This window comes from Dellaglioa sp. CoH-57-MRSF-22, assembly GCF_056781895.1.
Window position 1 is genome coordinate 62281 of sequence record NZ_JBXAXT010000004.1, and the last position, 23681, is coordinate 85961.

Annotated in this window: 24 protein-coding genes and 1 riboswitch; of the genes, 2 read left to right on the top strand and 22 right to left on the bottom strand. The window is 33.1% G+C overall.

The window, feature by feature from the left end:
- Positions 1-117 precede the first annotated feature (117 nt).
- The 18 genes from AC1RPR_RS05445 to asnB all read right to left on the bottom strand — a co-directional run bounded on the left by AC1RPR_RS05445 (position 118) and on the right by asnB (position 18543).
- A complete protein-coding gene (locus tag AC1RPR_RS05445; RefSeq protein ID WP_409022377.1) occupies positions 118-816 on the bottom strand; it encodes a DivIVA domain-containing protein in 699 nt (232 codons plus the stop codon).
- Between the two features lie 19 nt (positions 817-835).
- Positions 836-1618, bottom strand: a complete 783-nt coding sequence (locus AC1RPR_RS05450) for a YlmH family RNA-binding protein (RefSeq protein ID WP_481761684.1) — start codon at positions 1616-1618, stop codon at positions 836-838.
- A gap of 6 nt (positions 1619-1624) precedes the next feature.
- Positions 1625-1918 carry a YggT family protein gene (locus AC1RPR_RS05455; protein WP_409022375.1) on the bottom strand — a complete coding sequence of 98 codons (294 nt, stop codon included), beginning with the start codon at positions 1916-1918 and terminating at the stop codon, positions 1625-1627.
- Positions 1919-1939: 21 nt separating this feature from the next.
- On the bottom strand, positions 1940-2353 hold the full coding sequence (locus AC1RPR_RS05460) for a cell division protein SepF (protein WP_481761683.1): 414 nt from the start codon (positions 2351-2353) through the stop codon (positions 1940-1942).
- A 32-nt stretch (positions 2354-2385) separates the two neighbouring features.
- Positions 2386-3618 (bottom strand): cell division protein FtsZ, encoded by a 1233-nt coding sequence (ftsZ, locus tag AC1RPR_RS05465; RefSeq protein ID WP_481761682.1) that lies wholly within the window; start codon positions 3616-3618, stop codon positions 2386-2388.
- 17 nt (positions 3619-3635) lie between these two features.
- Positions 3636-4952, bottom strand: coding sequence for a cell division protein FtsA (gene ftsA, locus AC1RPR_RS05470; RefSeq protein ID WP_481761681.1), 1317 nt, complete (start codon positions 4950-4952; stop codon positions 3636-3638).
- A gap of 120 nt (positions 4953-5072) precedes the next feature.
- Complete coding sequence (locus AC1RPR_RS05475) at positions 5073-5921, bottom strand: cell division protein FtsQ/DivIB (RefSeq protein ID WP_409022371.1); 849 nt, start codon at positions 5919-5921, stop codon at positions 5073-5075.
- An 18-nt stretch (positions 5922-5939) separates the two neighbouring features.
- Complete coding sequence (gene murG / locus AC1RPR_RS05480; protein ID WP_409022370.1) at positions 5940-7040, bottom strand: undecaprenyldiphospho-muramoylpentapeptide beta-N-acetylglucosaminyltransferase; 1101 nt, start codon at positions 7038-7040, stop codon at positions 5940-5942.
- Position 7041: 1 nt separating this feature from the next.
- The gene (gene murD / locus AC1RPR_RS05485) at positions 7042-8418 is read right to left on the bottom strand and encodes a UDP-N-acetylmuramoyl-L-alanine--D-glutamate ligase (protein ID WP_481761680.1); all 1377 of its coding nucleotides are present in this window, start codon (positions 8416-8418) and stop codon (positions 7042-7044) included.
- Between the two features lie 17 nt (positions 8419-8435).
- Positions 8436-9401, bottom strand: coding sequence for a phospho-N-acetylmuramoyl-pentapeptide-transferase (mraY, locus tag AC1RPR_RS05490; RefSeq protein ID WP_409022368.1), 966 nt, complete (start codon positions 9399-9401; stop codon positions 8436-8438).
- 21 nt (positions 9402-9422) lie between these two features.
- Positions 9423-10895, bottom strand: coding sequence for a UDP-N-acetylmuramoyl-L-alanyl-D-glutamate--2,6-diaminopimelate ligase (locus AC1RPR_RS05495; RefSeq protein ID WP_481761679.1), 1473 nt, complete (start codon positions 10893-10895; stop codon positions 9423-9425).
- Between the two features lie 16 nt (positions 10896-10911).
- Positions 10912-13077: a penicillin-binding transpeptidase domain-containing protein gene (locus tag AC1RPR_RS05500; protein ID WP_409022366.1), complete on the bottom strand. Its 2166-nt coding sequence runs from the start codon at positions 13075-13077 to the stop codon at positions 10912-10914.
- A complete protein-coding gene (ftsL, locus tag AC1RPR_RS05505) occupies positions 13074-13442 on the bottom strand; it encodes a cell division protein FtsL (RefSeq protein WP_481761678.1) in 369 nt (122 codons plus the stop codon). Before ftsL ends, AC1RPR_RS05500 begins: the two co-directional genes overlap by 4 nt.
- A 27-nt stretch (positions 13443-13469) precedes the next feature.
- Positions 13470-14420, bottom strand: coding sequence for a 16S rRNA (cytosine(1402)-N(4))-methyltransferase RsmH (gene rsmH / locus AC1RPR_RS05510; protein ID WP_481761677.1), 951 nt, complete (start codon positions 14418-14420; stop codon positions 13470-13472).
- Positions 14421-14447: 27 nt separating this feature from the next.
- Positions 14448-14879 carry a division/cell wall cluster transcriptional repressor MraZ gene (gene mraZ, locus AC1RPR_RS05515; protein WP_481761676.1) on the bottom strand — a complete coding sequence of 144 codons (432 nt, stop codon included), beginning with the start codon at positions 14877-14879 and terminating at the stop codon, positions 14448-14450.
- A gap of 174 nt (positions 14880-15053) precedes the next feature.
- Positions 15054-15422, bottom strand: a complete 369-nt coding sequence (locus tag AC1RPR_RS05520) for a DUF3397 family protein (protein ID WP_409022362.1) — start codon at positions 15420-15422, stop codon at positions 15054-15056.
- Positions 15423-15434: 12 nt separating this feature from the next.
- The gene (gene dapG, locus AC1RPR_RS05525; RefSeq protein WP_481761675.1) at positions 15435-16634 is read right to left on the bottom strand and encodes an aspartate kinase; all 1200 of its coding nucleotides are present in this window, start codon (positions 16632-16634) and stop codon (positions 15435-15437) included.
- A 22-nt stretch (positions 16635-16656) separates the two neighbouring features.
- Positions 16657-18543, bottom strand: coding sequence for an asparagine synthase (glutamine-hydrolyzing) (gene asnB, locus AC1RPR_RS05530; protein ID WP_481761723.1), 1887 nt, complete (start codon positions 18541-18543; stop codon positions 16657-16659).
- A gap of 199 nt (positions 18544-18742) precedes the next feature.
- Here asnB and AC1RPR_RS05535 point away from each other — a divergent pair, with 199 nt between their 5' ends.
- Both AC1RPR_RS05535 and AC1RPR_RS05540 read left to right on the top strand, forming a co-directional pair.
- Complete coding sequence (locus AC1RPR_RS05535; protein ID WP_409022360.1) at positions 18743-19693, top strand: magnesium transporter CorA family protein; 951 nt, start codon at positions 18743-18745, stop codon at positions 19691-19693.
- 63 nt (positions 19694-19756) lie between these two features.
- Positions 19757-19867: a DUF4044 domain-containing protein gene (locus AC1RPR_RS05540; RefSeq protein ID WP_409022359.1), complete on the top strand. Its 111-nt coding sequence runs from the start codon at positions 19757-19759 to the stop codon at positions 19865-19867.
- Between the two features lie 97 nt (positions 19868-19964).
- Here AC1RPR_RS05540 and thiT read toward each other — a convergent pair whose 3' ends face one another.
- The 4 genes from thiT to AC1RPR_RS05560 all read right to left on the bottom strand — a co-directional run bounded on the left by thiT (position 19965) and on the right by AC1RPR_RS05560 (position 23674).
- Positions 19965-20519 (bottom strand): energy-coupled thiamine transporter ThiT, encoded by a 555-nt coding sequence (gene thiT, locus AC1RPR_RS05545; RefSeq protein WP_481761674.1) that lies wholly within the window; start codon positions 20517-20519, stop codon positions 19965-19967.
- A gap of 46 nt (positions 20520-20565) precedes the next feature.
- A riboswitch (TPP riboswitch) is annotated at positions 20566-20669 on the bottom strand.
- Between the two features lie 52 nt (positions 20670-20721).
- Complete coding sequence (gene cls / locus AC1RPR_RS05550; RefSeq protein WP_481761673.1) at positions 20722-22170, bottom strand: cardiolipin synthase; 1449 nt, start codon at positions 22168-22170, stop codon at positions 20722-20724.
- A gap of 15 nt (positions 22171-22185) precedes the next feature.
- Positions 22186-23025 carry an amino acid ABC transporter substrate-binding protein gene (locus AC1RPR_RS05555; RefSeq protein WP_481761672.1) on the bottom strand — a complete coding sequence of 280 codons (840 nt, stop codon included), beginning with the start codon at positions 23023-23025 and terminating at the stop codon, positions 22186-22188.
- 10 nt (positions 23026-23035) lie between these two features.
- The gene (locus AC1RPR_RS05560; protein ID WP_409022355.1) at positions 23036-23674 is read right to left on the bottom strand and encodes an amino acid ABC transporter ATP-binding protein; all 639 of its coding nucleotides are present in this window, start codon (positions 23672-23674) and stop codon (positions 23036-23038) included.
- Positions 23675-23681: the final 7 nt, after the last annotated feature.

Below are 23681 nucleotides of genomic sequence, written 5' to 3' on the forward strand. Positions count from 1 at the left end.
ACTTGATCATTTCAGTTTAATGAAATCGTTGAGATGATAAATTATATAATACTTATTATCGACCTTCCACTATCATCGACTCGCTAAAAATGTATCATATAATTGTTATTCTCAAATTTATTTATTATCTGGGAAAATGACCATTGTATCTTGATCATTTTGCTCAGAATCTTCATTTGCATCTGATTCAGCAATAATTTCTGTAACAACAATATCGTCATTATTATTAACTGATTCTTTTATTTCTTTGGCTTCACGTTTTTCTTTGTCTTCTTCACGTTTTAAAACGTCTTGAATTTCAGAATATGTGCTTGTCTCGCCTTGTTTTAAAATTTCGTCCCAATCAGAACTTTTAACAACTTCTAATTGTGATTCCATCATAACTTTTAAACGTTGACGGAAAATACGTGCTTGTTTCTTCAAGTCATCAGTCTCAACAGCTAATTTTTTAGCTTTTTCTGAAGCCATATCAATAATATGTTTAGCTTTTTCATTCGCTTCATCAATAATATCATGACCTTGCTTTTGTGATTCTTTATTAATAATTTCAGATTCACGCTTAGCATTAACCTTAACGCGATCAGCAGCTTCTTGAGCAACAATAATTGATTGATTTAAAGAATCTTTTAAATCATTAAAGTATTCTAACTTTTCATTACTAGTTTTAACTTCTTCAGTTAAATTTTCATTTTCTTTTAACGTTATTTCATAATCTTTAATAATTTTATCTAGAAAATCATTAACCTGGTCTTGATCATAGCCTCGTAATTTTACGTTAAATTCTTTATTATGAATATCTAATGGACTTAAAGTCATTTTGCACGTCCTTCAAAATTTATTTTTTTAATATTGATAACTCTAATTTATATTTATCTTTTCTAGTCATACCTGCAATAAAATCTAACTTGATTCGTCCAAAACCACGAATTGACAAAACATCAAACTCTGCTAATTCATAATCAGGCTTATTAATAACTTGCCAATTTAAACTAACTTTTTCAGAATTAACTAAATTTTTGGCGTTTTGTCGAGACATATTATAAACAGCTGATATGACTGAATCGATTCGTAACGATGAAACTAATTCATTTTGCGATTGCCACTCATCTGTGACACTCACCGTTTGTGAAAAAGGAATCTCTTCAAGTGATACCTTAATTTTACCAATACGATCAACTTGACTAATCAAATAATTAGCCATCTTTTTTTCAACAACAACCTGCCATTGCTGACCATCTGTTAAAATATCACCAAGTACTTCTCTATCTAATCCCGCATTAGCCAAAGTTCCCAAAATTTGTCCATGTTTTAAGGTAGCAAATTTTATTGGATACTTAATTTCAATAAGTTGTAAATCAAAATCACTATCTTGAACATCGAAATACGCTGGATAAAAAAGTAATCTTTTTCGTTCAGCTTCTTTCGTGCCACCAAATAATTTTAAACTAATTTCGTCATTTTGGCCTAATAGATAGGTCGCAATATGTGCCTCTCTAGGATTTAAAAAATGAGTTAGAACTGCCCTGTACTCTGATTTAGCTTGCTCGATATAATCTGACAATGTATCAATAATTTCTTTTTCGTCGGACCTGAAATGTTGGTAAATTGTATCATTCATATATCATTAGCCTCCAACATAAAGACGAATCAAAGTAGTCAGAAGTCCCATAACCCCATTTTGGATGAAGCTTAGCGCGATTATCGCAATAATTGGTGAAAAACTAATACCCCCAATTGCCGGGATAAAACGGTCAAAAAATGCAAGGTATGGTTGACAAATTTTACTTAAGAAATGGCCAACCGGCGTATTATAAGCGCCTGGAAACCATGACATTAAAACGTAAATGATAATTGCTAGCTCATAAGCATCAAAAGCCCACGTAATCACTTTAGCTAGAAATGTAATAAACTCAATCATTTGTATACCTCGATTTTTCTTTTATTCGAATTTTTCAAAAATATTATCTGCCATATTTCCTTCAACAGTAAATGAGTTTGGTGTACAAAGAAAAATATTATCGCCAATTCTTTGAATTGTTCCGTTAATAGCAAAAATTGTTCCGGACAAGAAATCAACAATCCGTTTAGATTGAACTTCATCCATTTTTTGAAAATTTACGACGATTGCTTGATTTTGCATTAAATGCGTTGCAATATCCTTAACATCAGAATAAATTCTAGGTTCAAATAAATTAATTTTTTGTGGTTGACTATATTTACCATTTATCGAAACGACTTTATTACTTTGATTCAATGACGAAGTCCGCATAGACTCTTCGGTTTGGTAATCATCATTTTCAAAATCATCTTCTTCAGCTAACCCAAAAAAACGACCAATTTTTTCAAAAGCCATAATATCCGTAACCTCCCCATTGATTCATTTAATTAATCTTTACGTCGTTTTCTGAAAAACGGTGGTGTACTTAAACTATCATCATTATTTGTTGCTAAATCATCAGTTTTGATATCATTCTTAAAGACATCAAAATTTGGTTTTTCAACATTTTCAAATTCTGTTGATTTTTTTTCTTCAGGTTGACTTGATGGGTGCATAATATCCCAATCGTCAAAACGATCTTCTTGCTTTTCAGCTAATGTTGCTTTAGGTGCATCAGTTCTTGGTAATGTTCGTGTACGAACTGTGGCTTTTTTTTCTTCTTTAACATCATCAATACCAGTTGCAATAACTGTTACGACGATTTCATCACCTAGGTCTTCATTAATTGACGTTCCAAAAATAATATTAATTTCATCAGTTGCAGCTTGTGAAATAATTTCAGAAGCTTCTTGCGCTTCGAAAAGACTCATATCAGCACCACCGGTGATATTAAGTAGAACTTGTTTTGCACCATCAATTGAAACTTCGAGTAATGGCGAAGAAATTGCTTTTTTTGTTGCTTCAGCAGTTCTATTTTCACCAGTAGCAGATCCAATTCCCATTAATGCAGTTCCTTGATCAGCCATCACTGTTTTAACATCAGCAAAATCTAAATTAATTAAACCGGGTGATGTAATTAATTCAGAAATACCTTGAACACCTTGACGTAAAACATTATCTGTTTCTTGGAATGCTTCAAGCATCGGTGTCTTCTTGTCAATGATTTCAAGTAAACGGTTATTAGCAATAACAACTAACGTATCAACTTGATCTCTCAGATTAGCTATTCCTTCAGCAGCAAAACGGCTACGTTTAGGTCCTTCAAATGTAAATGGACGTGTTACAATTCCGACTGTTAAAATGCCTTGATCTTTAGCGATTTTAGCTACAACAGGAGCAGCTCCTGTTCCTGTTCCACCACCCATTCCAGCAGTAACGAAAATCATATCAGCGCCATCAATAGCTTCGATAATTGCTTCTTCACTTTCTTGTGCAGCTTTACTACCAATATCTGGAGTTGCACCAGCACCTAATCCACGAGTCAATTTAGGACCCAATTGAATTTTAATTTCTGCCTTTGAGCTTTCCAATGCCTGAACATCAGTATTTAATGCAATAAACTCAACACCTGAAACATTTTCATCAATCATACGATTAACAGCATTACCACCAGCGCCACCGACACCAATTACTTTTATTACTGCGCCTTTATCTTCACTTGAGTCCAAAGAAAATTCCATTACTTACTTCCTCCTATTTAATCGAAAAATTCATTAAAAAAGTTTTTAACTGATTTTAATGGATCCCCTGATGTTTTTGGTTTTCTAGTTTTTTTAACTTTGTTTTTTACTTCTTGCTTCTTAGGTTTTTCGTTGTCTGGTTCAACAATACTATAACTTAATTGATCAATATCAAGTCCCATTGCACTTTTCACTAATAATGTGACTTCATCTTGCTCGACTGCATAATTAATCAATCCTAAGGCTTGTGCAAATGAAGGATAGCGTAATCCCATTTGATCAGGGACGTAGGTTTTAACTTGAACTTGCAAAATTTCTGATGCTAATTCTGTAATTCCTGGTAAAGCTGCAAGACCACCAGTTAAGATAACGCCACCTGGTAATTCTAACGCCTTGATAGCATCTAATGAACTTTTTATTTTATCTAAGATTTGAGAGATTCTTGCTTCAATAATCTCTGCTAAATATTTTTCAGAGATATTGATTGGCTCACTTTGTCCAACAACATCAACTGGGAAAACATCATCTTCTGATGCTAACTCAGAATTAGCAAATCCATAATTGCGTTTCAATTTTTCAGCATTTTCAACAGATGTATTAAGAACCACTGAGATATCTTTCGTGACAAAATCGCCACCCTCTTGGTCCACGTATGTAAATTTCAACTTATGATCATGAATCACTGAAGCAGTCGTTTGACCACCACCGAGATCAATAAGTACAGTACCAAAGTCTCTTTCGCCATCTGACATCGCAACTGATGCAAGTGCTAATGGGTTCACGATTGTTTCTCTGATAGTTAGCCCAGCATTTTCAACACATTTTTTTAAATTATGAATAATTGTTTTTGGGCCAGTATAAACTGATCCATGCATTTCTAATCTCACACCAATCATACCACGAGGATCCTTAATGCCATCAAATCCATCAACTACAAATTCATCAGCAATAATATCAATGATATCTCTTTCTGGTGGTAAATTTTGAACTAATGCTGCACTCGCAACATTCACAACATCTTCATTTGTAATTTCTTTTGATTCATCTGAAACGGCAATCATGCCGTTACAAGGAATAATTTGTAATAAATTAGCAGGAATACCAACATGTACTTCGTGAATCTGAATATTTGCTTTTTCTTCAGCTTGTTTAATAGCTTTTTGTACTGAAATTACAGCCTTATCAATATCGACTACAATTCCCCTATTCAAACCTTGTGAGCGTTCATTACCAATACCAATTACGTTCAATTGACCATTAACGTATTCAGAAACGATAACTTTAATTGATGTCGTACCGATATCTAACCCCACATATATACCTGCGTTACCCATCTGAAAAAGAACCTCCTTACAGCTTGCTTTTAATATTATTTTTTATAAGATATAGTACTCATATTTTACCACATTAAGACCTGATTTAGAAAGGATATCCCATAGGCCATACCAACTTTGTTAACTTTTCTTATTATATGGATAAGAATATGCACCCACTTCTAAATCAACGACACCTTTTTTCTTCATTTTAGATGAGATACTTGGATAGAAAGCCATTTTATCGGCAAAATTATCAATATTAGCAATAATTTTATTTCTGTCATTCATGTATATATATATTCGCTGATTATTCACTTTGGATGGTTGATAATCGATTTCTGATATTCCATTTCTGATTTTCATCGGAATTTTTTTATATTGTTTAACCATTTTTTGCAATATATTTGTTTGATTAAACTTAGAATACGTAGGATAATTCCCCACTGGTTGGTCAAATTTCTTACTTCCAATTGTCCCATTCAAAAATAATTGATAGTATGTTTTATTTTTATAAATATATCCTGCAAGATCATATTCATTAATAGAAAGTTTAACACCATTCCATTTATTATGGCTAACAGTTAGTGACTTCACCTGTGGCAATTCTTTTTTTATATCCTTTAAAATAGCTTTTTTTCTAAAAAACGCGTGGGATAATGGATCATTAATGTGTAAATTACTAGCATTTTCTACTTGTACTTTTGAAACTGTTTTTTCACCTGAAATACTAATATTTTGTATTTTACTTAATGGTGAAATAAAATATAGTGCAATTAAACCAATAATCAGAAACGAACCAATTATAATAATTAATTTTTGTTTTAGGGCATGATGTTGATATTTTTTTAATTTTGGTAATCGGTCACTAATTGTTTTGGGGTTTCCAAAAAAATCGAATCGTTTATTTTTCTTCTTTTTTTTCTCTTGTAAGGCCTCCCAAGGTGTCAATTCAGCTTTTTTTCTTTTTAAGAATTTATTTTTTGACATCTTATTTGGCCTCCTAACTTATTCTTTAATTTTGATTAAATCTTCCATAACCTTAATTAGATTATCTGCAGCATTGGGCACACCCATTTTACGTGAATTATTAGCCATCTGTCTTCTCACATCAGTATTGAGCATCATTTCATCTGAAACCATGACCAATTTTGATCCCGTTAACTTATCCTCAGTAATAAGCTTAGCTGCATTATTATCAACTAGACTCATTGCATTTTTTACTTGATGATTATTTGTAACATAAGGGCTAGGCACCAAAATAGATGGTAATCCAAGTGCAGTTATTTCTGCTATACTTGTTGCACCAGCACGTCCTAAAATGACAGAAATATGGCTTAATAAATTAGGCATATTATTTAAATATGGTTTTATCACAATATTTTTATTTAATTCTATCCCGTTTAAATCATTCATAATTTTATCGTAGTGAACGTTACCTGTAACAAATAAAATTTGATATGGTTTTTTATTTAATTCAGGAATTGCTTCAACCATTGCTTGATTAATTTTCGCAGCTCCTCTTGAACCACCAAAAACTAACATCGTTGGTACATCATCTAATAATCCATATTGCGATAATGCTTCAATTTCTGTTTCATTTACAACCTGTTGTGCGCGGGGATTCCCTGTGAAAACAACTTTTTTCTTAGGAAATTGATCTGCAACTGATTCAAAAGAAATAGCTACTTTATCAACAAAGTGGCTCAAAAATTTATTTGTTACACCTGCAACACTATTTTGTTCATGAACAATAGTTGGAATATGTAATCGAGCAGCAGCATAAACCACTGCACCACATACGTAACCGCCTGTTCCAATAACAATGTCTGGTTTAAATTCTTTAATCATTTTCTTTGCGTCTTTCACACTTTTTAAAAATAGTTGGACTGTCTTAATATTTTCTACTGATAACGATCTTTTAAATCCTTGAATTTTAATTGTTTTAAATGGAATTCCATTATCTGGAACGATTCGGCTCTCAAGTCCTTTTTCAGTCCCAACATATAAAAATTCAGCCGTTGGATCTTTTACTTTTAGCGCTTCAATAAGGGCCAACGCAGGGTAAATATGCCCGCCAGTGCCACCACCAGAAACAATAATTTTCATTTTATTTATCCTCTACTTGCATTAATTTTTCAACCGCTTCAATATATTTGTCACCACGTACTTCAAATGAAGGATATTGATCCCAACTAGCTGCTGCTGGGGATAACAATATAATATCATTGTTATCACTTAATTTATATGCTTCGGGAACAGCTGCAACAACATCAGTGACTTGCTTAATTTGAGTAATACCTGCCGCTTCTCCAGCATTTCGCATTAAATCAGCTGTTTCACCGAAAACAATCATTGCTTTTACATGTGCTTTAAGTACAGGCACCAATTTTTCAAACGTAAATCCTCTATCTAATCCACCAGCTAATAGTATAATTGGATTCGAAAATCCTTTTACAGCCATCTCAGTTGCTTCAATATTAGTTGCCTTTGAATCATTATAGAATTTGCGATTATGCCATGCGCTAACAAACTGTGTACGGTGGCGTACTCCTGTAAATGTCGATAATACTTCTTGAATAGCAGTATTTGTTACACCTTTAATTTTAGCAGTTACGATAGCTGCAAGCGCATTTTCAATATTATGTTCACCAGGAATATTAACTTCATCCGATTTCATAATGAATTCATTCTGATAGTAAATATTTCCGTCTTTTACATAAGCCCCTGTTTCAATTTCATCTAATCTAGAAAATGGCACAATGTTAGCAGAACTTGTTTTAGCTAGTTCACGAAGTTCTTTTAAATCCCAATTGACAACAAGAAAATCACTAGAATCTTGATTTTCAGTTATTCTCATTTTTGCTTTCACATAATTTTCTCGAGTTTTATGGTAATCCGTATGTGCCTCATAAATATTAGTAATAACGGCTATTTCTGGTTTCAATTTATCAATGCCACATAATTGAAAACTTGATAATTCAGCTACAATAATATCATTTTTGGTTACCTTTTTTGCTACGGCAACAGATGGAACACCAATATTTCCAGCGACAAATGCACGTCCTTGCTTTCTTTCTTGATTTAACATCAATGAAATCAGCGTCGTTGTAGTTGTCTTACCATTCGTTCCTGTAACCCCGATCATTGGCGCTTCAGAAATTTCATAAGCAAGCTCTGGTTCTGTAATAATAGGTAAACCTTTTTCCATTGCCTTTTCAATAAGTAAATTTGTATATGGAATTCCAGGGTTTTTTACGACTAACTCAAAATCCTCATCTAGTAAAGAGAGTGGGTGTCCGCCCGTAATCACTTTGATTCCTTCAGCCAAAAGCTCTTTAGCTTCAGGGTTATCATCAATATTTTTATGATCATTCACAGTCACAAATGCGCCTAAATCTTTTAAAAGTTTGGCTGCATTCAAGCCACTCTTTGCTAAACCTACAACTAGAACCTTTTTATTTTGATAATTCGTAATATTTTTCATTCCAATTAAATCTCCCTTTATAAAATGACTAGTAACGTTAAAATCGCAGCAATTAACCCAATAGTCCAAAAGACAATATCAATTTTCCATTCATTCCAACCACTCATTTCAAAATGATGATGAATTGGGCTCATCTTGAATATGCGTTTACCTGTTAATTTAAATGAAGCTACTTGTAAAATAACACTTGCCGTCTCACAAACAAATATAATACCAATAAAAATGAGTGATAGTTCTTGGTGTAATAAAATTGAAACGGTTGCTAATGCACCACCTAATGCTAACGATCCCATATCTCCCATGAAAACTTTAGCTGGTTTATGATTAAACCAAATGAACGCAATTAATGCGCCAATGACAGATAAACAAAAAATAAGTACATCCTTTTGTTGTTGTACTTGCGCAACAACTGCATATGCACCGAATGCAATAATTGATTGACCTGAAACAAGACCGTCAATTCCATCAGTTAAATTAACCGCATTAGAGAATCCAACAAGCCAAATAATAATGAATACAGCATAAAGAATACCGATTGAGACCTCACCAAAACCAAAGACATTAATTGCAAGTGGCAAATGTTCATGGACATAAACGACGGTGAAGATTAATCCACCAACTATTTGACCCAATAATTTTTGCCAAGGCTTTAAACCTTCATTTTGTCGTTTGAATAATTTGATACTGTCATCCCAAAATCCTAAAATAGCATATAAAAATAAGATGAAAATCATAATCATCATCGCTGGTGTCATAGAATTAGCCCATATACCTGTCCAAATTGCAGTAATAATAATAGCAATATTAAAGACAAATCCACCCATTGTTGGTGTACCAGACTTTTTCTCATGCCATTTTGGTCCTTCTTCTCTAATCATTTGCCCTTGTTTACGTATTCTAAAATAGCCAATAAATAATGGCATAAACATAAACGTTAATGCGAATCCACTTACCAACGGTATAAACATTTCTGGTTTAGTCATTGTCTTATCCTCACTCAATTCTTATTTTTTATTTAATGCTCCCGATGCTTCTTCAACATCGTCAAAATGCACTTTTTCTCGACCAAGAATTTGATAATCTTCATGACCTTTACCAGCAATTAAAATAACATCTCCTGGTTGCGCCTTTTTTATTGTTTGAGCAATTGCATCGTGTCGATCCATTATAACAGTTGCTCTATTTTCTGGAATTCCAGTCAGCATGTCTGCCATAATTTCCTTAGGATCTTCAGTTCTAGGATTATCCATAGTAAATACTGGGTAATCACTATGGTCAGCAGCAATTTTTGCCATTTTAGGACGTTTTCCTTTATCACGATCACCACCGCAGCCAACAATGCAATAAATTTTATTTTGTGCAAAATCTTGTATTGTCTCTAAGACATTTAATAACCCATCTGGTGTGTGCGCGTAATCTACAATTACACTGATACCCGTTTTAGAAGGCACTAATTGAAAACGACCTTTAACACCAGTCACTTTTTCAAGTGATTTAATAATTTGTGTTTCATCAAGTCCAGCAGCATATGCGGCACTAAACGCAGCAAGCATATTATAAACATTAAACAAGCCGATTAATTGCATTGTAACATGAGTTGTTTCACCAAAAAGAATTAAATCAAACTCAGTTCCATGACTCTTAATTTCAATATTTTTAGCTTGAATCATGGCATCATCATTTTCGATACCGTAAGATAATATTTGAGCAGAAGTAAACTGAGTAAACGTTCGAGCCACTGGGTCATCAAAATTTAAAACAGCCACTTTTGAGTCGCCTGATTCAGTATAATGATTACCCAACTGAGCAAATAACATACTTTTTGCATGTGCATAATTTTCCATTGTTTTATGAAAATCTAAATGATCTTGTGTCAAATTTGTAAAAACTGCGATATCAAAATCAATACCCCATACACGTCCTAAGACTAACGCATGTGAAGAAACTTCCATTGCAACAGTTTCAACTTTTTCTTGTTTCATTTGTGCTAAAGTTCTTTGCAATGTAATAACATCTGGAGTTGTATTATTCGAAGGATACAGTGTATCATTTATTTTACGATACATTGTACCGATTAAACCTGTTTTTTGATTTAAGTCACGATAAATTTGTTCAATCAAATGTGTAACAGTCGTCTTACCATTTGTACCAGTAACACCAATCATTCTCATCTGCTGACTTGGGACGCCATAAAATGCATCGGCAAGAATTGCCATCGCACGATTTGTATCTTGGACATAAACGACTGGAACAGGTACATCAACTGGTTTACGAGCAATAATAATCTTCGCACCTTTTTCAACCGCTTGATTCACAAAATCATGTCCATCAACTGTATAACCTTCAACAGCAACAAATAGACTATCTTCAACAACTTCTCTTGTATCTTGTGTTAATAGCTTAATATCTAACTCTGAATCAATCGCCGTTGATACTCGTTTAAATTTTAAACTTTGGATTAATTTATCTGCTCTCATATCTATATTCACCTTTTTATTTTAACGTTAATTTCACCATAGTTGATTTTTTAACAACTGTATTCGCCTTAATACTTTGAGCTGCTACATAACCACTACCCGTTGTCGTTAAGTTTAGTTTCATTAATTCTGCAGCATTCACCGCATCACTCTTTGACCAACCGGTTAAATCAGGCATAATCATTTCACCATTTGTTAATAACAATATTTTACGTCCGGATAATACAGTCGTTCCAGCAGGTGGATACTGATTAGCTACCGTTCTGCCATGTCCGATAACTGCAATATCTAGATTTTGTTCGTTTAATTTTGTTTTAGCTGATGAAGTTGAACTATTTGTAACGTCTGCTACTGTTACATTAGTCTTTGCAGTTGATACCGCTGTTGAACTGTCTTCTTCTAAAGTCCTCTTCATCAATGGATTAAATATTTGTGCCAAAATAGCATTACCACTGGTACCTTGCATATTTTGTGGTTGTTTCATCGTTACATACATAATATATTTTGGATCTTTGGCCGGCGCCATACCTACAACTGAAAAGACATAATTTGCATCACCCGTTAGATATCCAGTTCCATTTGGATCCGAAATTTGGGCAGTTCCTGTTTTTGCAGCTATCTTGTAACCATCAATTTTAAAGGCATTACCGGTCCCATAATTTTTGTAGATAACATCTTGCATCATGCTTAATACTTCTTTAGACGTTGATTTTTTAATAACTTGTCCTAAATTTGTTGTTTTAGCTTGATACGTTGTTTTTCCAGTATTAGGATCTACAATTTTATCCACAAGCGTTGGTTTGATCATCTTACCGTTGTTTGCAAATGCCGTAAAACCTTGCATCATTTGCATAGTTGTCACATTTATTCCTTGACCAAAAGCTGTATCTGCTTGTTCAATTGGGTATTGAAATTCAATACTACCTTTTGCTTCATTAGCTAATCCCAGATTTGTACTTTCCAGGAAACCAAATTTTTTAATATATTTAAGCCAAGCAGTATGCCCCATCGCTTGTTCCAACTTAGCCATACCAACATTACTTGAACGAGCGAAACCTTCACGATAAGTGATTAAACCCCAACCAGATGTATTCCAATCAGGAACAATCTTAGTTCCCACTTTTAAAACACCTGATTTATAGACGGCATTCTCATTGTAGGCATTATTTTCAATAGCAGCTGCCATTGTAAATACTTTCATAGTCGAGCCAGGTTCATAACTATCTTCAATTAGCGTATTACGCCACATCTTTGAAATACCACTTTTGGTATCTGCATTAAATGTAGGCCGTTGACTTCCTGCCAAAATTTTTCCATTTTTAGCATTCATTATAACAACATTCATTGATTTAGGATTATATGTTTTTTGTACGTTAGTTAGAGTTGTTTCAAGATACGTTTGTAATTTTGTATCAATGGTTGTATAAATATTATTTCCATTTTCAACTTTTTTTGTTTTTGTCTTTGAGTTTGGTAGTTGGTAACCATAACTATCTTTTTGGACCTTTTTTAACCCGTCTGTTCCACTTAATTGTTTATTAAATGCTAATTCTAGTCCCATTACACCAGATAAAGTTGAATCACCTTTTTTTGAAGTGCTTTTTGTCACACCAATTAAATGTGATGCAAAAACACCATTTGGATATAATCTTGCTTGTGTTTCAGTGAAATAAATACCTTTTAAATCTGCTGATTCTATCTTGTTTTTTGTTTCCAAAGATAAGTTTTTACCAGAATTACCAAATTCAACTTGGTAAGTTCCTTTTTTTGCATTCAAAATATTGTAAACTTTAGATTCTTTCATTCCAATCGCATCACTAATAACTTTTGCAGCTTTACTCTTATCAGTAACGTATAACGCTTTGTTATTTGCACCAACATATGATTTTGATAGAACTGCATAAATTGAGTAGTTTGTTGTATCTTCAGCAATCGGTTGATTTGAATCATCATAAATGGTTCCTCTATTTGCTTTATCAATTCGACTATTTTCATAAAGTGCCTGTGTTTGGCTACTTAAATTAACATCTGAAACTTTTCCACCTATTACAATATAAGAAAAACGAATGATAAACATCAAAAGAATCGCTAAAACGGCCAGGATTAGTAGCACACCAAACCTTTGCCTATTTCTACGTTTCTTTTTCATGTCATTTATCATCCGTTGCTTTTGATTATTCATTTCGTTACATTCCTTATTCTACTCTCACTTAAATTAAGACCATTTTTATTAGCGATACTATTTAATCGATCATTACTGGCAAGTTCGTTCACTTCTTGTGTCAAATCAGAACTCTTAGTTTGAATAGCTGTTATTTCGCTGTTAATATTTTGTAAAAATTGACTACTATTAGACAACTCTACCTGAGATGAAACTAGCATAAGCATAAGTACCAAAGAAATTGCACCAATTAAACCAAATAATGATTTTTCAATTCTAGAAAATGCAACACTTTGTGATCCCACTGTTTTTTTATGTATAGGTTGTTGTCTTGGATTTTCTTTATATTCTCTTGGCATTTGTCGTGCTGTGCTATTTTGTGCCATGATATGTAACCCCTTTATTATAAAATATTATTTTTTCAATCGTTTTATAATTCTCAATTTTGCTGAATGTGCACGCCTATTATTCTGTAATTCTAATTCTGATGGTAAAATTGGCTTTTTATTAACTAGTGCATAATTTGGCTGAATATTATCTGGAATTACAGGTAAACCCGGTGGTAACTCTGGTAAACTTGTTCGTTCCTTAAACATCGTTTTGACCAATCTATCTTCTAATGACTGAAATGTAATAACGCTAACTTGCCCCTTAACATTAATTAAATCAATTGCTTGCTCTAATGAATCTTCTAAAACACCCAATTCATCATTAACCGCAATTCGAATAGCTTGAAAAACTTTTTTAGCAGGGTGCCCACCTGTTCGTCTTGCACGAGCCGGAATACCCATTTTAATTAATTCAACTAATTGACTAGTTGTAACAATTTCTTCATTTTCTCTAGCATTTTCAATCTGACGAGCAATTGACTTTGCAAATTTTTCTTCACCATATCTAAAAAAGATTCTAATAAGTTCTTGATATGTCCAATTATTAACAATCTCTTTAGCTGTTAATTCTGCACTTAAATCCATCCTCATATCTAACGGCGCATCGTGCTGATAACTGAAGCCTCGTTCTGCGACATCAAATTGTGGGGATGATACACCTAAGTCATAGAGTACACCATCTACTTCCGTGACATTAAGTTCCAGTAACGCGGCTTTTAAATCTTTAAAATTGCGTTTAATAAACGTAACTTGTCCATTTTCTATGTATTTTTTTAAATGCCCTTCATTATAAGTAATCGCTGTTTGATCTTGGTCAAAAGCATATAAATGTCCCTCCGTACTTAGTTGAGACAGGATTAGGGCACTATGTCCACCGCCACCCAAAGTACAATCAACATATATACCATCTGGTTTAATAGCCAACCCATCTACTGCTTCATTTAGTAGTACTGTTTCATGTTCAAATGTCGTCATAGTTTTATCCCCTTTCATACGTGTTATTTAAAATCCAAAATCAATCATATTTTCTGCAATTTCATCAAAATTTTCTGATGCACTCTCTGAAAAACTATTCCATCGATCTTCACTCCATACTTCGAATCTGTTTGAAACACCTACTAGCACACATTTTTTTTCTAAATCAGCATGTGTTCTTAAAGGAACTGGAATATTAATACGGCCTTGTTTATCAAATTCACATTCTGTAGCTGCAGAATATAAAAATCTTACAAAAGCCCGTGAATCTTTTTTTGTTAAAGGGAGTGTTTTAAGCTTTTCTTCTAGGAGTGTCCACTCTGTTTGTGTATATCCGAATAAACAACCATCCATACCTCGAGTAATAACAAATTTCTCACCTAATTCCTCACGAAATTTAGCTGGAATAATTAATCTACCTTTAGTATCTAAAGTGTGTTTAAATTCGCCCATAAACATTGTGTACAGCCCCCCTTCATAGTAACTATTTAAATTTTACCACAATGCCCCACATTCCACCACTGAATTCCCCAATATTATGATTTTAAATGATAATATACAAAAAAACACTCAATCCTTTTTAGATTAAGTGTTTTTTACATTACTTATAATTAAAAATGTAGGACGATATCCTTAAAATAGTACTAAAAAGAGAAGCATTAAGAGGTACCATCCAAGCATATAAATATCAGTAATTTTCCAAATGGTCTTGAAAAATTTTGCATAAATTAATTCTCCATCTCGATACGCATACATAAGCGCACTAGCAATACCAATTAAGCACCAAGAAAATATTATAAATGGTGTAATCGATAAATTAAACTCTCGTACTGATAAAATATGTGTCAATAAAAGAAGTAATGGTGGTAAAAAATCAATGATTTGCAACCGTTTAGGCCAATTTTTACGTAAAATACGTTTAAGTAAAGTTAAAATTAGAATATATCCAAATATTAAAATTATCGACCCATACCAAGTTCCAAAAAATGGTAAAAGTTTCATAAATTACCCCTTTTAGATACTGCTTAAAAAGACATCATGTAATGCATTAACAGCAGTTTTTAAATCGTCCTGTTGAACTAAAATCCAAATTGTCGTATAACTATCAGTTGTTTGAAGAATATTAATATCCTTCTCAGCTAGTGCTGTTACAATTTTGGCCGTAACACCTGGTGTTCCAGTCATCCCCGCTCCCACAATTGAAACTTTCGCACAGTTTGGAAGCACTGAGACATCAATTCCAGCATCTACTAAAAGTTGTTTAGCTTTTTTTTCATCATCATTGAACAAATTAAAGAGGACTTTGCCAGGTGAGATATTAATAAAATCAACGCTCAAATTATTATTGGACATCAAATTAAAAACATCTTTTGGAGCATGATTAACTGTTTTAATTGTAAATTGACTGAGTCCAGTCACATGAGCAATACCAGTTACACTACGATAATGCTTTACACCTAAGTTTCGGTCGGTCACAAGGGTTCCCATCTCTTCAGGACTTTGCCAAGTTGAGCGAATCCGAACTGGAACATGGGCTTGTTGCGCAATTTCCACTGCACGAGGATGGATAACTTTCGCACCTTCATGAGCCATATTTGCAACTTCTTCATAACTGACTGTTTCTAGAAATTTTGCCTTTGTAACTAATCTAGGATCGGCAGTCATCATCCCTGACACGTCAGTAAAAATATCGACACGTTCAGCATCTAATGCTGCTCCAAGTAATGCAGCTGTCGTATCACTTCCACCACGCCCAATAGTCGTCGTTTGACCTTTACTTGTAGCACCTTGGAACCCAGTCACAACTAAAACATCAGCATCTTTAAATGCCTCATCAATTAAATCAGTATTAATGTTAATTACTTTAGCATTCTGAAATTCATCAGTTGTTTCAACTCCAGCATCCTGCCCTGTTAAAGCAGCAGCTTTAATGCCTTCCTTATTCAATAATTCAGAAAAAACTGCGGCAGAAATAGTTTCACCAACAGAAACAATCATATCAAGTTCTCTATTAGAAAGTAATGATTGCTCTCCATCGACAAGTCCTAATAATGAATCAGTTGCATAAGGTGCACCTTTACGCCCAATTGCTGAAACAACGACAACGACTTGATACCCTTTATCAACTGAATATTTTACGTGTTTTAAAGCTGCTCGTCTCGACTCATCGTCTTGAACCGATGTGCCACCAAACTTCTGAACCATAATTGTCATTATTTTGAACTCCCACTATTTATTATTTAGCTTTTTCTGTTACTGTTTTACTATCTTCTAATATGTCACTTTCAATGTAAATACGATGCCATACCATAAATGTTAAGACAGTCCATATTTTTCTGGAGTTATCTCTAACACCAGCACGATGTTCATCCAATAAATCTATGAAATATTGTTTGTTAAAAAATTCATCTGTTTGAGAATCATTAATAATTTGTTTAGCCCAGTCATACATTTCGTCTTTTAACCAAAAACGAATAGGCACAGGGAAACCTAATTTTTTACGATTTAAAACATGGTCAGGAACGATACCTTCAGCAGCTTTGCGTAAAGCATACTTGGTTGTTCCATGTGCAATTCTCAAATCTGCAGGCACTTCAGAAGCAACTGCAAAAACTTCTTTATCCAAAAATGGTGTTCTCAATTCTATGCTGTGTGCCATTGTTGTACGATCGGCATTATGCAATAAATCTCCATTTAACCATGTATGCATATCAATAAATTGCATTTGATCTATTTTATTGTAATCTTTTGATGCATTATAATATTGGCCAGTAATACTTTGGAATGGATGATTTTTATTATAGTCTTTAAAGAATGCTTCTTTTTCTTTTTCATTAAAAATAAAAGCATTACCAACGTAACGATCCTCCATTGGTGTCGTGCCTCGAAGAAGGAAACTTTGTCCACGCATCCCTTTAGGCATCATTTGAGCAATTTTATTCAACGCACCATTAATTGGTTTAGTGTATTTAAATCCTTTTAATGATTCAGGTTCATGATAAATAGTGTAACCACCAAATAGTTCATCAGCACCTTCACCCGTCAATGCAACTTTAACACGTTTTCTGGCCTCTTTAGCAAGGAAATATTGAGGCACAGCAGCCGGATCAGCCAAGGGATCATCCATATTCCAAATAAAATGTGGAAAAGCCTTCATAAATGCTTCAGCCGTAATAACAGAACTAAAATTAGCGACATTTAATTTTTCTGCGGTTTCTTGCGCAACATCTATTTCACTATAGCCTTCACGTTCAAATCCAACTGAAATTGTTTCTAATTTTGGATTTAATTCTTTAGCAATAGCAACAATAATAGACGAATCAATTCCACCAGATAAGAATGAACCAACTGGTACATCGGCACGCATATGCTTATCAACTGAATCAATTAAGACGTCTTTAATACGTTTAATATATGTCTCTTCTGGACGAACTACTGGATGAAATTCGGCAGAAAAATATCGTGTAATGACTGGCTTCTCGCCTAATTTTTTCGTTAAATAATGTCCAGGTTGTAACATATCAATTTCTTTAGTTAACGTTTCTGGTTCTGGTACAAATTGGAATGTCATATAATCTTGAAGTGCATCTTTATCAAATGTCTTATTTTTTAAAACTTTATAAATAGCTTTACTTTCCGAACCATAATAAAAATTGTCATCTGCTATAGCGTAATAAAATGGTTTAATCCCAAATTGATCACGGGCAGCAAAAAGTGTTTTTTCTTGCGTATCCCAGATAACAAATCCAAACATTCCGCGGAATTGCTTAACAGCTTCTGCACCGTACTTAGCATACATACCTAAAATGACTTCTGAATCAGAATCTGTTTTAAATTCATAACCATCAGCAACTAATGCTTCACGTAGTTCAATATAATTATAGATTTCACCGTTGAAAGTTAACCAGTAACGTTCATTTTCATATGAAAGTGGTTGGTGTCCGCCTTCTAAATCAATAATACTTAATCTTCTAAATCCCATTGTTATATCATCATCACTAAAATAACCTGAATCATCAGGACCACGGTGAACAATCATTTTTGTCATATTATGAACAATTTTATCGTAATCATCATTGGTATTTTTTTGTCTGTCGCTCAATACACCTGCAAATCCACACATATTTTCATCCCTCATTTTCATAAAAATCAATGTCTTATATTATAGATGATTCTACCATATATTTCAATTTAGGTTACAGTTATGTTTACTATTATAGCGTATTTGAACTAATCTTAACAACTAGATGTCTGAATTAACGAAAGCTTAAAAAATTTGGTATACTATGTATTATGTTATTCGAATAAAGGGGACTTTGATATTGATAGAATATTATACATCAACTGAGTTAGGTACAATTCAAAAAATAAAAGAATACAGTAAATCATGTTGGATTAACGTTACAAATCCTTCTGAAATAGAAATAAATGAACTTATTAAAAAGTATGCTATACCACGAGACTATATGACCGCTATTTCAGATGATCAAGAAAATTCAAGAACTGAAGGATTGTCTCAAAATATTGTTCCTGACTTAGTCTTAATGCAGTACCCTCATCGCATTAGAAACTCGCTAGGCTACTTAGAATACCAAACGTTTCCTTTTTCAATTATCTTAGCAGATGATGCAATAATTACAGTCTCAAATAGTGAACCAGATTTTATCAGTAAATTTATCGCGGATAGTCCAATTCATCAAATTAAAACGATAACATCGGATCAATTCACTTTGAAATTACTTTGGTATCTATCACAAAGTTTTGTCGTTGCGTTAAAATCTATCATTCAAGAAACCGAAAATTTAGAAAAATCACTTGCTAAAGCAACTAAAAATGAGCAATATTATCAAATGATGTCAATGCAAAAAAGTTTAGTTTATTTTGATGCTGCTTTAAAGAAAAATAATCCAGTACTTCAATCTATGGTTGACTCAAATGAGCATTTCAAACAAAAGGCAACTGATGATTTACTCACAGATGTTTTAATCGAGAACCAACAAGCCGAAACAATGACAAGCATTCAAACTAAAATATTAGAGAATTATGGTGAAATGGTTTCATCAGTTATTTCAAACAATTTAAATATTATCATGAAGGTCTTAACGTCGATGACGATTATTTTAACGATACCAACAATCGTTGGCGGTATGTTCGGCATGAACGTATCCCTTCCTGGTGCAGACACTCATTTTTCATTCTGGTGGTTACAATTAATCACGTTAATAATTTGTTTATTAACTGCTTATTATTTAAAGAAAAATGACTACTTTTAAGTTGACATTTTACTTATAAAAAAGTTATAGTTACACTATTAGATTTGAGAGGGTGGGTAAAACATGAAGAAAAAGAAATCTACATTCCAAAAAATCACAATGTTTGTCGTGTGGTTAATGATTCTTGTAACAGTCGGTGGTGTCGTTTTAACCGCAGTTATGTCAATCGCTTAATTTAAAAATAAAAATTTTAAAGGTTCCCAGCTTAATTAGCTAGGAACCTTTTTTATAAAAAAAGGCGGATTATTATATCCGTCTTTTTCTGTCTATTCTATTTAGCTAGGAAGATTCCTGGACTTTTTTTAAGTATGATACTAAGTATCAAGGTAGCAATAATCATGTTAATAATCATACTCCCACCATTGACAACTGCTGAGTACACAACTGGAGAAAGCCCCCATTGAACATATTTTGACCAAAAAATGATACCAGCCATAAAATGAGCACTGTATTTTAGAAATACAGCTATTAAAATCGCAAAAGTCAGTGATTGTATGGCACCACGCATATTTTTAGTACGCAACTGACTTAAAAAACGAGCAGAGAATAACCCAGAAAATCCTAGTACCAAATTAGCAACTGGATACTCTAAGATAGCCTGAACCGGCGTTAATACAAACGCAGTTCCAATTAAAATAGGTAATATACCATATAGTAACCCAATAATTAATCCCATTTTTAATCCGCGTCGTAAACTGTATACCACAATAGGTAACACACCTAGTGCAATATCAATATTTGGCGGATTAGGAACAAATGATAGCGCCATTGCTAAAGCGGCCATAACGACCCCTTCTAGTAATATCAATAATTTTTTTCTTTCCAACAAAAAAACCTCCTTTGACTTAGTAAACCAAGCACAAAGAAGGTGTTAATCTTCTACACACAATTCCTACGTTTGCATTAACAAACAGGTTCCAAGGGTCTGAATTTCTTCACTCTCAGCCAAAATTAATCGGCTCCCCTTTGTGTTGGTCTCCGATTAATAATATCGCATACATCCTGAAAAACGTCAAGCGTTTCCATTCCTATAATATCGGTGAAAGAAGTCTTGAAAACTGTTGCTTAAATTTCAACCAATGTGATTGATCATTAAAATACCTTTTCGTTAAAAGACTACTTTGTTCCATATCAGTTTCAAAAATTGTTTTAAGTGTGCTTGCCACACCTACATCATAAATAAATGCATTCGCTTCAAAGTTTAACTTAAAACTTCTAAAATCAAAATTAGCTGAACCAACGGATGCAACCATTTCATCAATTACAACTGTTTTAGCGTGTAAAAATCCATTGTTGTATTGATAAATTTCTACACCAATATTCGTTAGATCTTTCGCATAATACTGTGTAGCACGATAAACAAAGGCATGATCTGGCATACAAGGAATCATAATTCTAACCTGAACGCCTGAAGATACCGCAATATCTAACGCTTCTATAACAGAATCATCTGGAATTAAATAAGGTGTTTGAATATAAATATATTTTTTAGCTGAATTAATTAACTTAATATAACCTTTTTTTATTTGTTCAATTTCTGAATCAGGTCCACTAGAAACAATTTGCATGTTAACTTTACCTTTTGTAACAGTTTGTGGAAAATAACTTGACTGGTAATTAATCTGATTATTTCTCGCAGTTGCATTCCAATCCATAATGAACCTACTTTGTAGTGATCCGACAGCGTTTCCAAATACGCGAATATGTGTATCTCGCCAGTTACCAAATTTCTCACTTTCACCTAGATACTGATCACCGACATTGAATCCACCGATGTAACCGATTTTACCATCAATAACGACAATCTTTCTATGATCTCTAAAGTTCAAACGAAGATTTGAAAATGAAAAATGTGAACCCAGAAAGGCTTCTGCTTTACCGCCCAATTCCTCAAGATGTTTGAAGAATTTTTTAGTAGTTCCCTTTGATCCCAATGCATCATAGATGATTCTAACTTCAAGACCTTCATTTGCTTTCATTTCAAGTAACGTCAATAGTTCATTTCCAATATGCCCATCTTCGAATGCATAATACTCAACATGGATATGGTGTTTAGCTTTACGAATGTCTTGAAATAACGTCTTAAACTTATCATGCCCATCAATAAATAACTGAACCTCATTCTTCTTAGTTAAAATAGATTTCTCTATTTCTAAAAACATATGCATGATTTCGTTTACATCATCAGTATATTTACCGCTTGTTGTTAATTCTCCTCTGGCCCATTCTTCTTTTTGTTGATCTACTAATTGGTCAACACCCATACGACCCTGTGTTTTAATATCAAATATTTTTTCTTTTGAAATTTTCTTACCAAAAAAAAGATAAATTAAAAATCCAAAAATAGGTATACCTATCAAGACAAGAAGCCATGCCCATGTTGCAGCAATATCACGTTTTTCTCTAAAGACGGTCACAATTGCCGCTAACAAGTTCAATAAAAAAACAAGTAGCACACCAATATTTACATATGTCATATAGTCCCTCCAAAATTAATTATTTTGAATATTATTATTTTCACCAAACCATTTTTGATTTAATTCTTTTAGATAACCTTTGTTTTGCAACTCTGTTATTGCCCTATTAATTTTTAATTGCATTGTTGTATCAGATTTTCGCATACCTACCGCAAAATCTTCAGTTTTAAAATTACCATTTATCACGTTATATGCATTTGAATTCGACTGATGCTTAATAAAGTAGTTCGCATAGACATCATCAATTAAAAGTCCTTGAATTCTATCTGCATTTAAATCGATAAAAGCATTATCAAATGAATCATATTGAACAGGTTCTTTATCTTTAATATTATCTTTTAAAATATCTGGATGCAAATTTAAGCTATCAAATCCAGCTGAACCACTTTGAACACCTAAAATTTTTTGTTTCATATCAGAAAAAGAATTAATTTCACTTGATTTTTTTGTTACTAATACTTGCTTGTTCGTTAAATATGTACGACTGAAAGCAACATTCTTAGCACGTGCAGTTGTTTTTGTATACCCATTCCAGATTAAATCAATTGTCCCATTTTTTAATTCCGTTTCTTTCATAGACCAATCAATTGTTTGGAAATCAACTTGAATATCATATTTTTCAAAAACTTTTTTTGCTAAATCAACATCATATCCTACTAAACTACCATCTTTTTGTCTGAATGTCATTGGCACAAAACTATCATCAATTCCGATAACAACGGTACCCTTTTTTTGAATTGATTTCCAACTATCAACCGAATTCATTGATTGGCTACTATTGCTACAGCCAGCTAATCCTATAAACATCATCATAAATAATATTGTAAAAACAATTTTTTTTTCTAATTGATTCATTTATTATCCTCTAATCTTCTAGCGGCTTAACTTTTAATAATTTATCCGCAATATTTTCAGCAAATGGTACATCATGTGTCACTATTATTTGAGTCATTCCGTCTACTTTCAACGATAATATTAAATTCTCTACTTCCTGGCGTAGTGCTGGATCAAGTGCTGAAGTTGGTTCATCATAACACAAGATTTTAGGATTCATCGCTAATGCACGTGCAATTGCAACTCGTTGTTTCTGCCCACCTGAAAGTTGGTAAGGATATAAATGCCCTTTATTTCCGAGAGATAAGCGATCTAATAATTTTTGTGCTTCTTCCTCGGCCTGGACTTTATTACGATTTAAAACTAATTTTGGAGCTAACGTTATATTATCTAACACTGAAAGATGAGGGAATAATTGAAATTCCTGGAATACTACCCCAATAACACTTTCGTTCGTATTATTACGATATGGATCAAATGGTGAGGCATCAATTAGAATATCTCCAGAATCAATTGATTCTAACCCACTAATACATCTCAATAAAGTCGTTTTTCCACCACCAGATGGACCAACAATACTAACAATTTCACCATCATTAACTGTTAAATTAATATCATCTAAAATTAATCGTTTTCCATAATACTTTTTAATATTTTTTAACTCTAGCATAGAATTA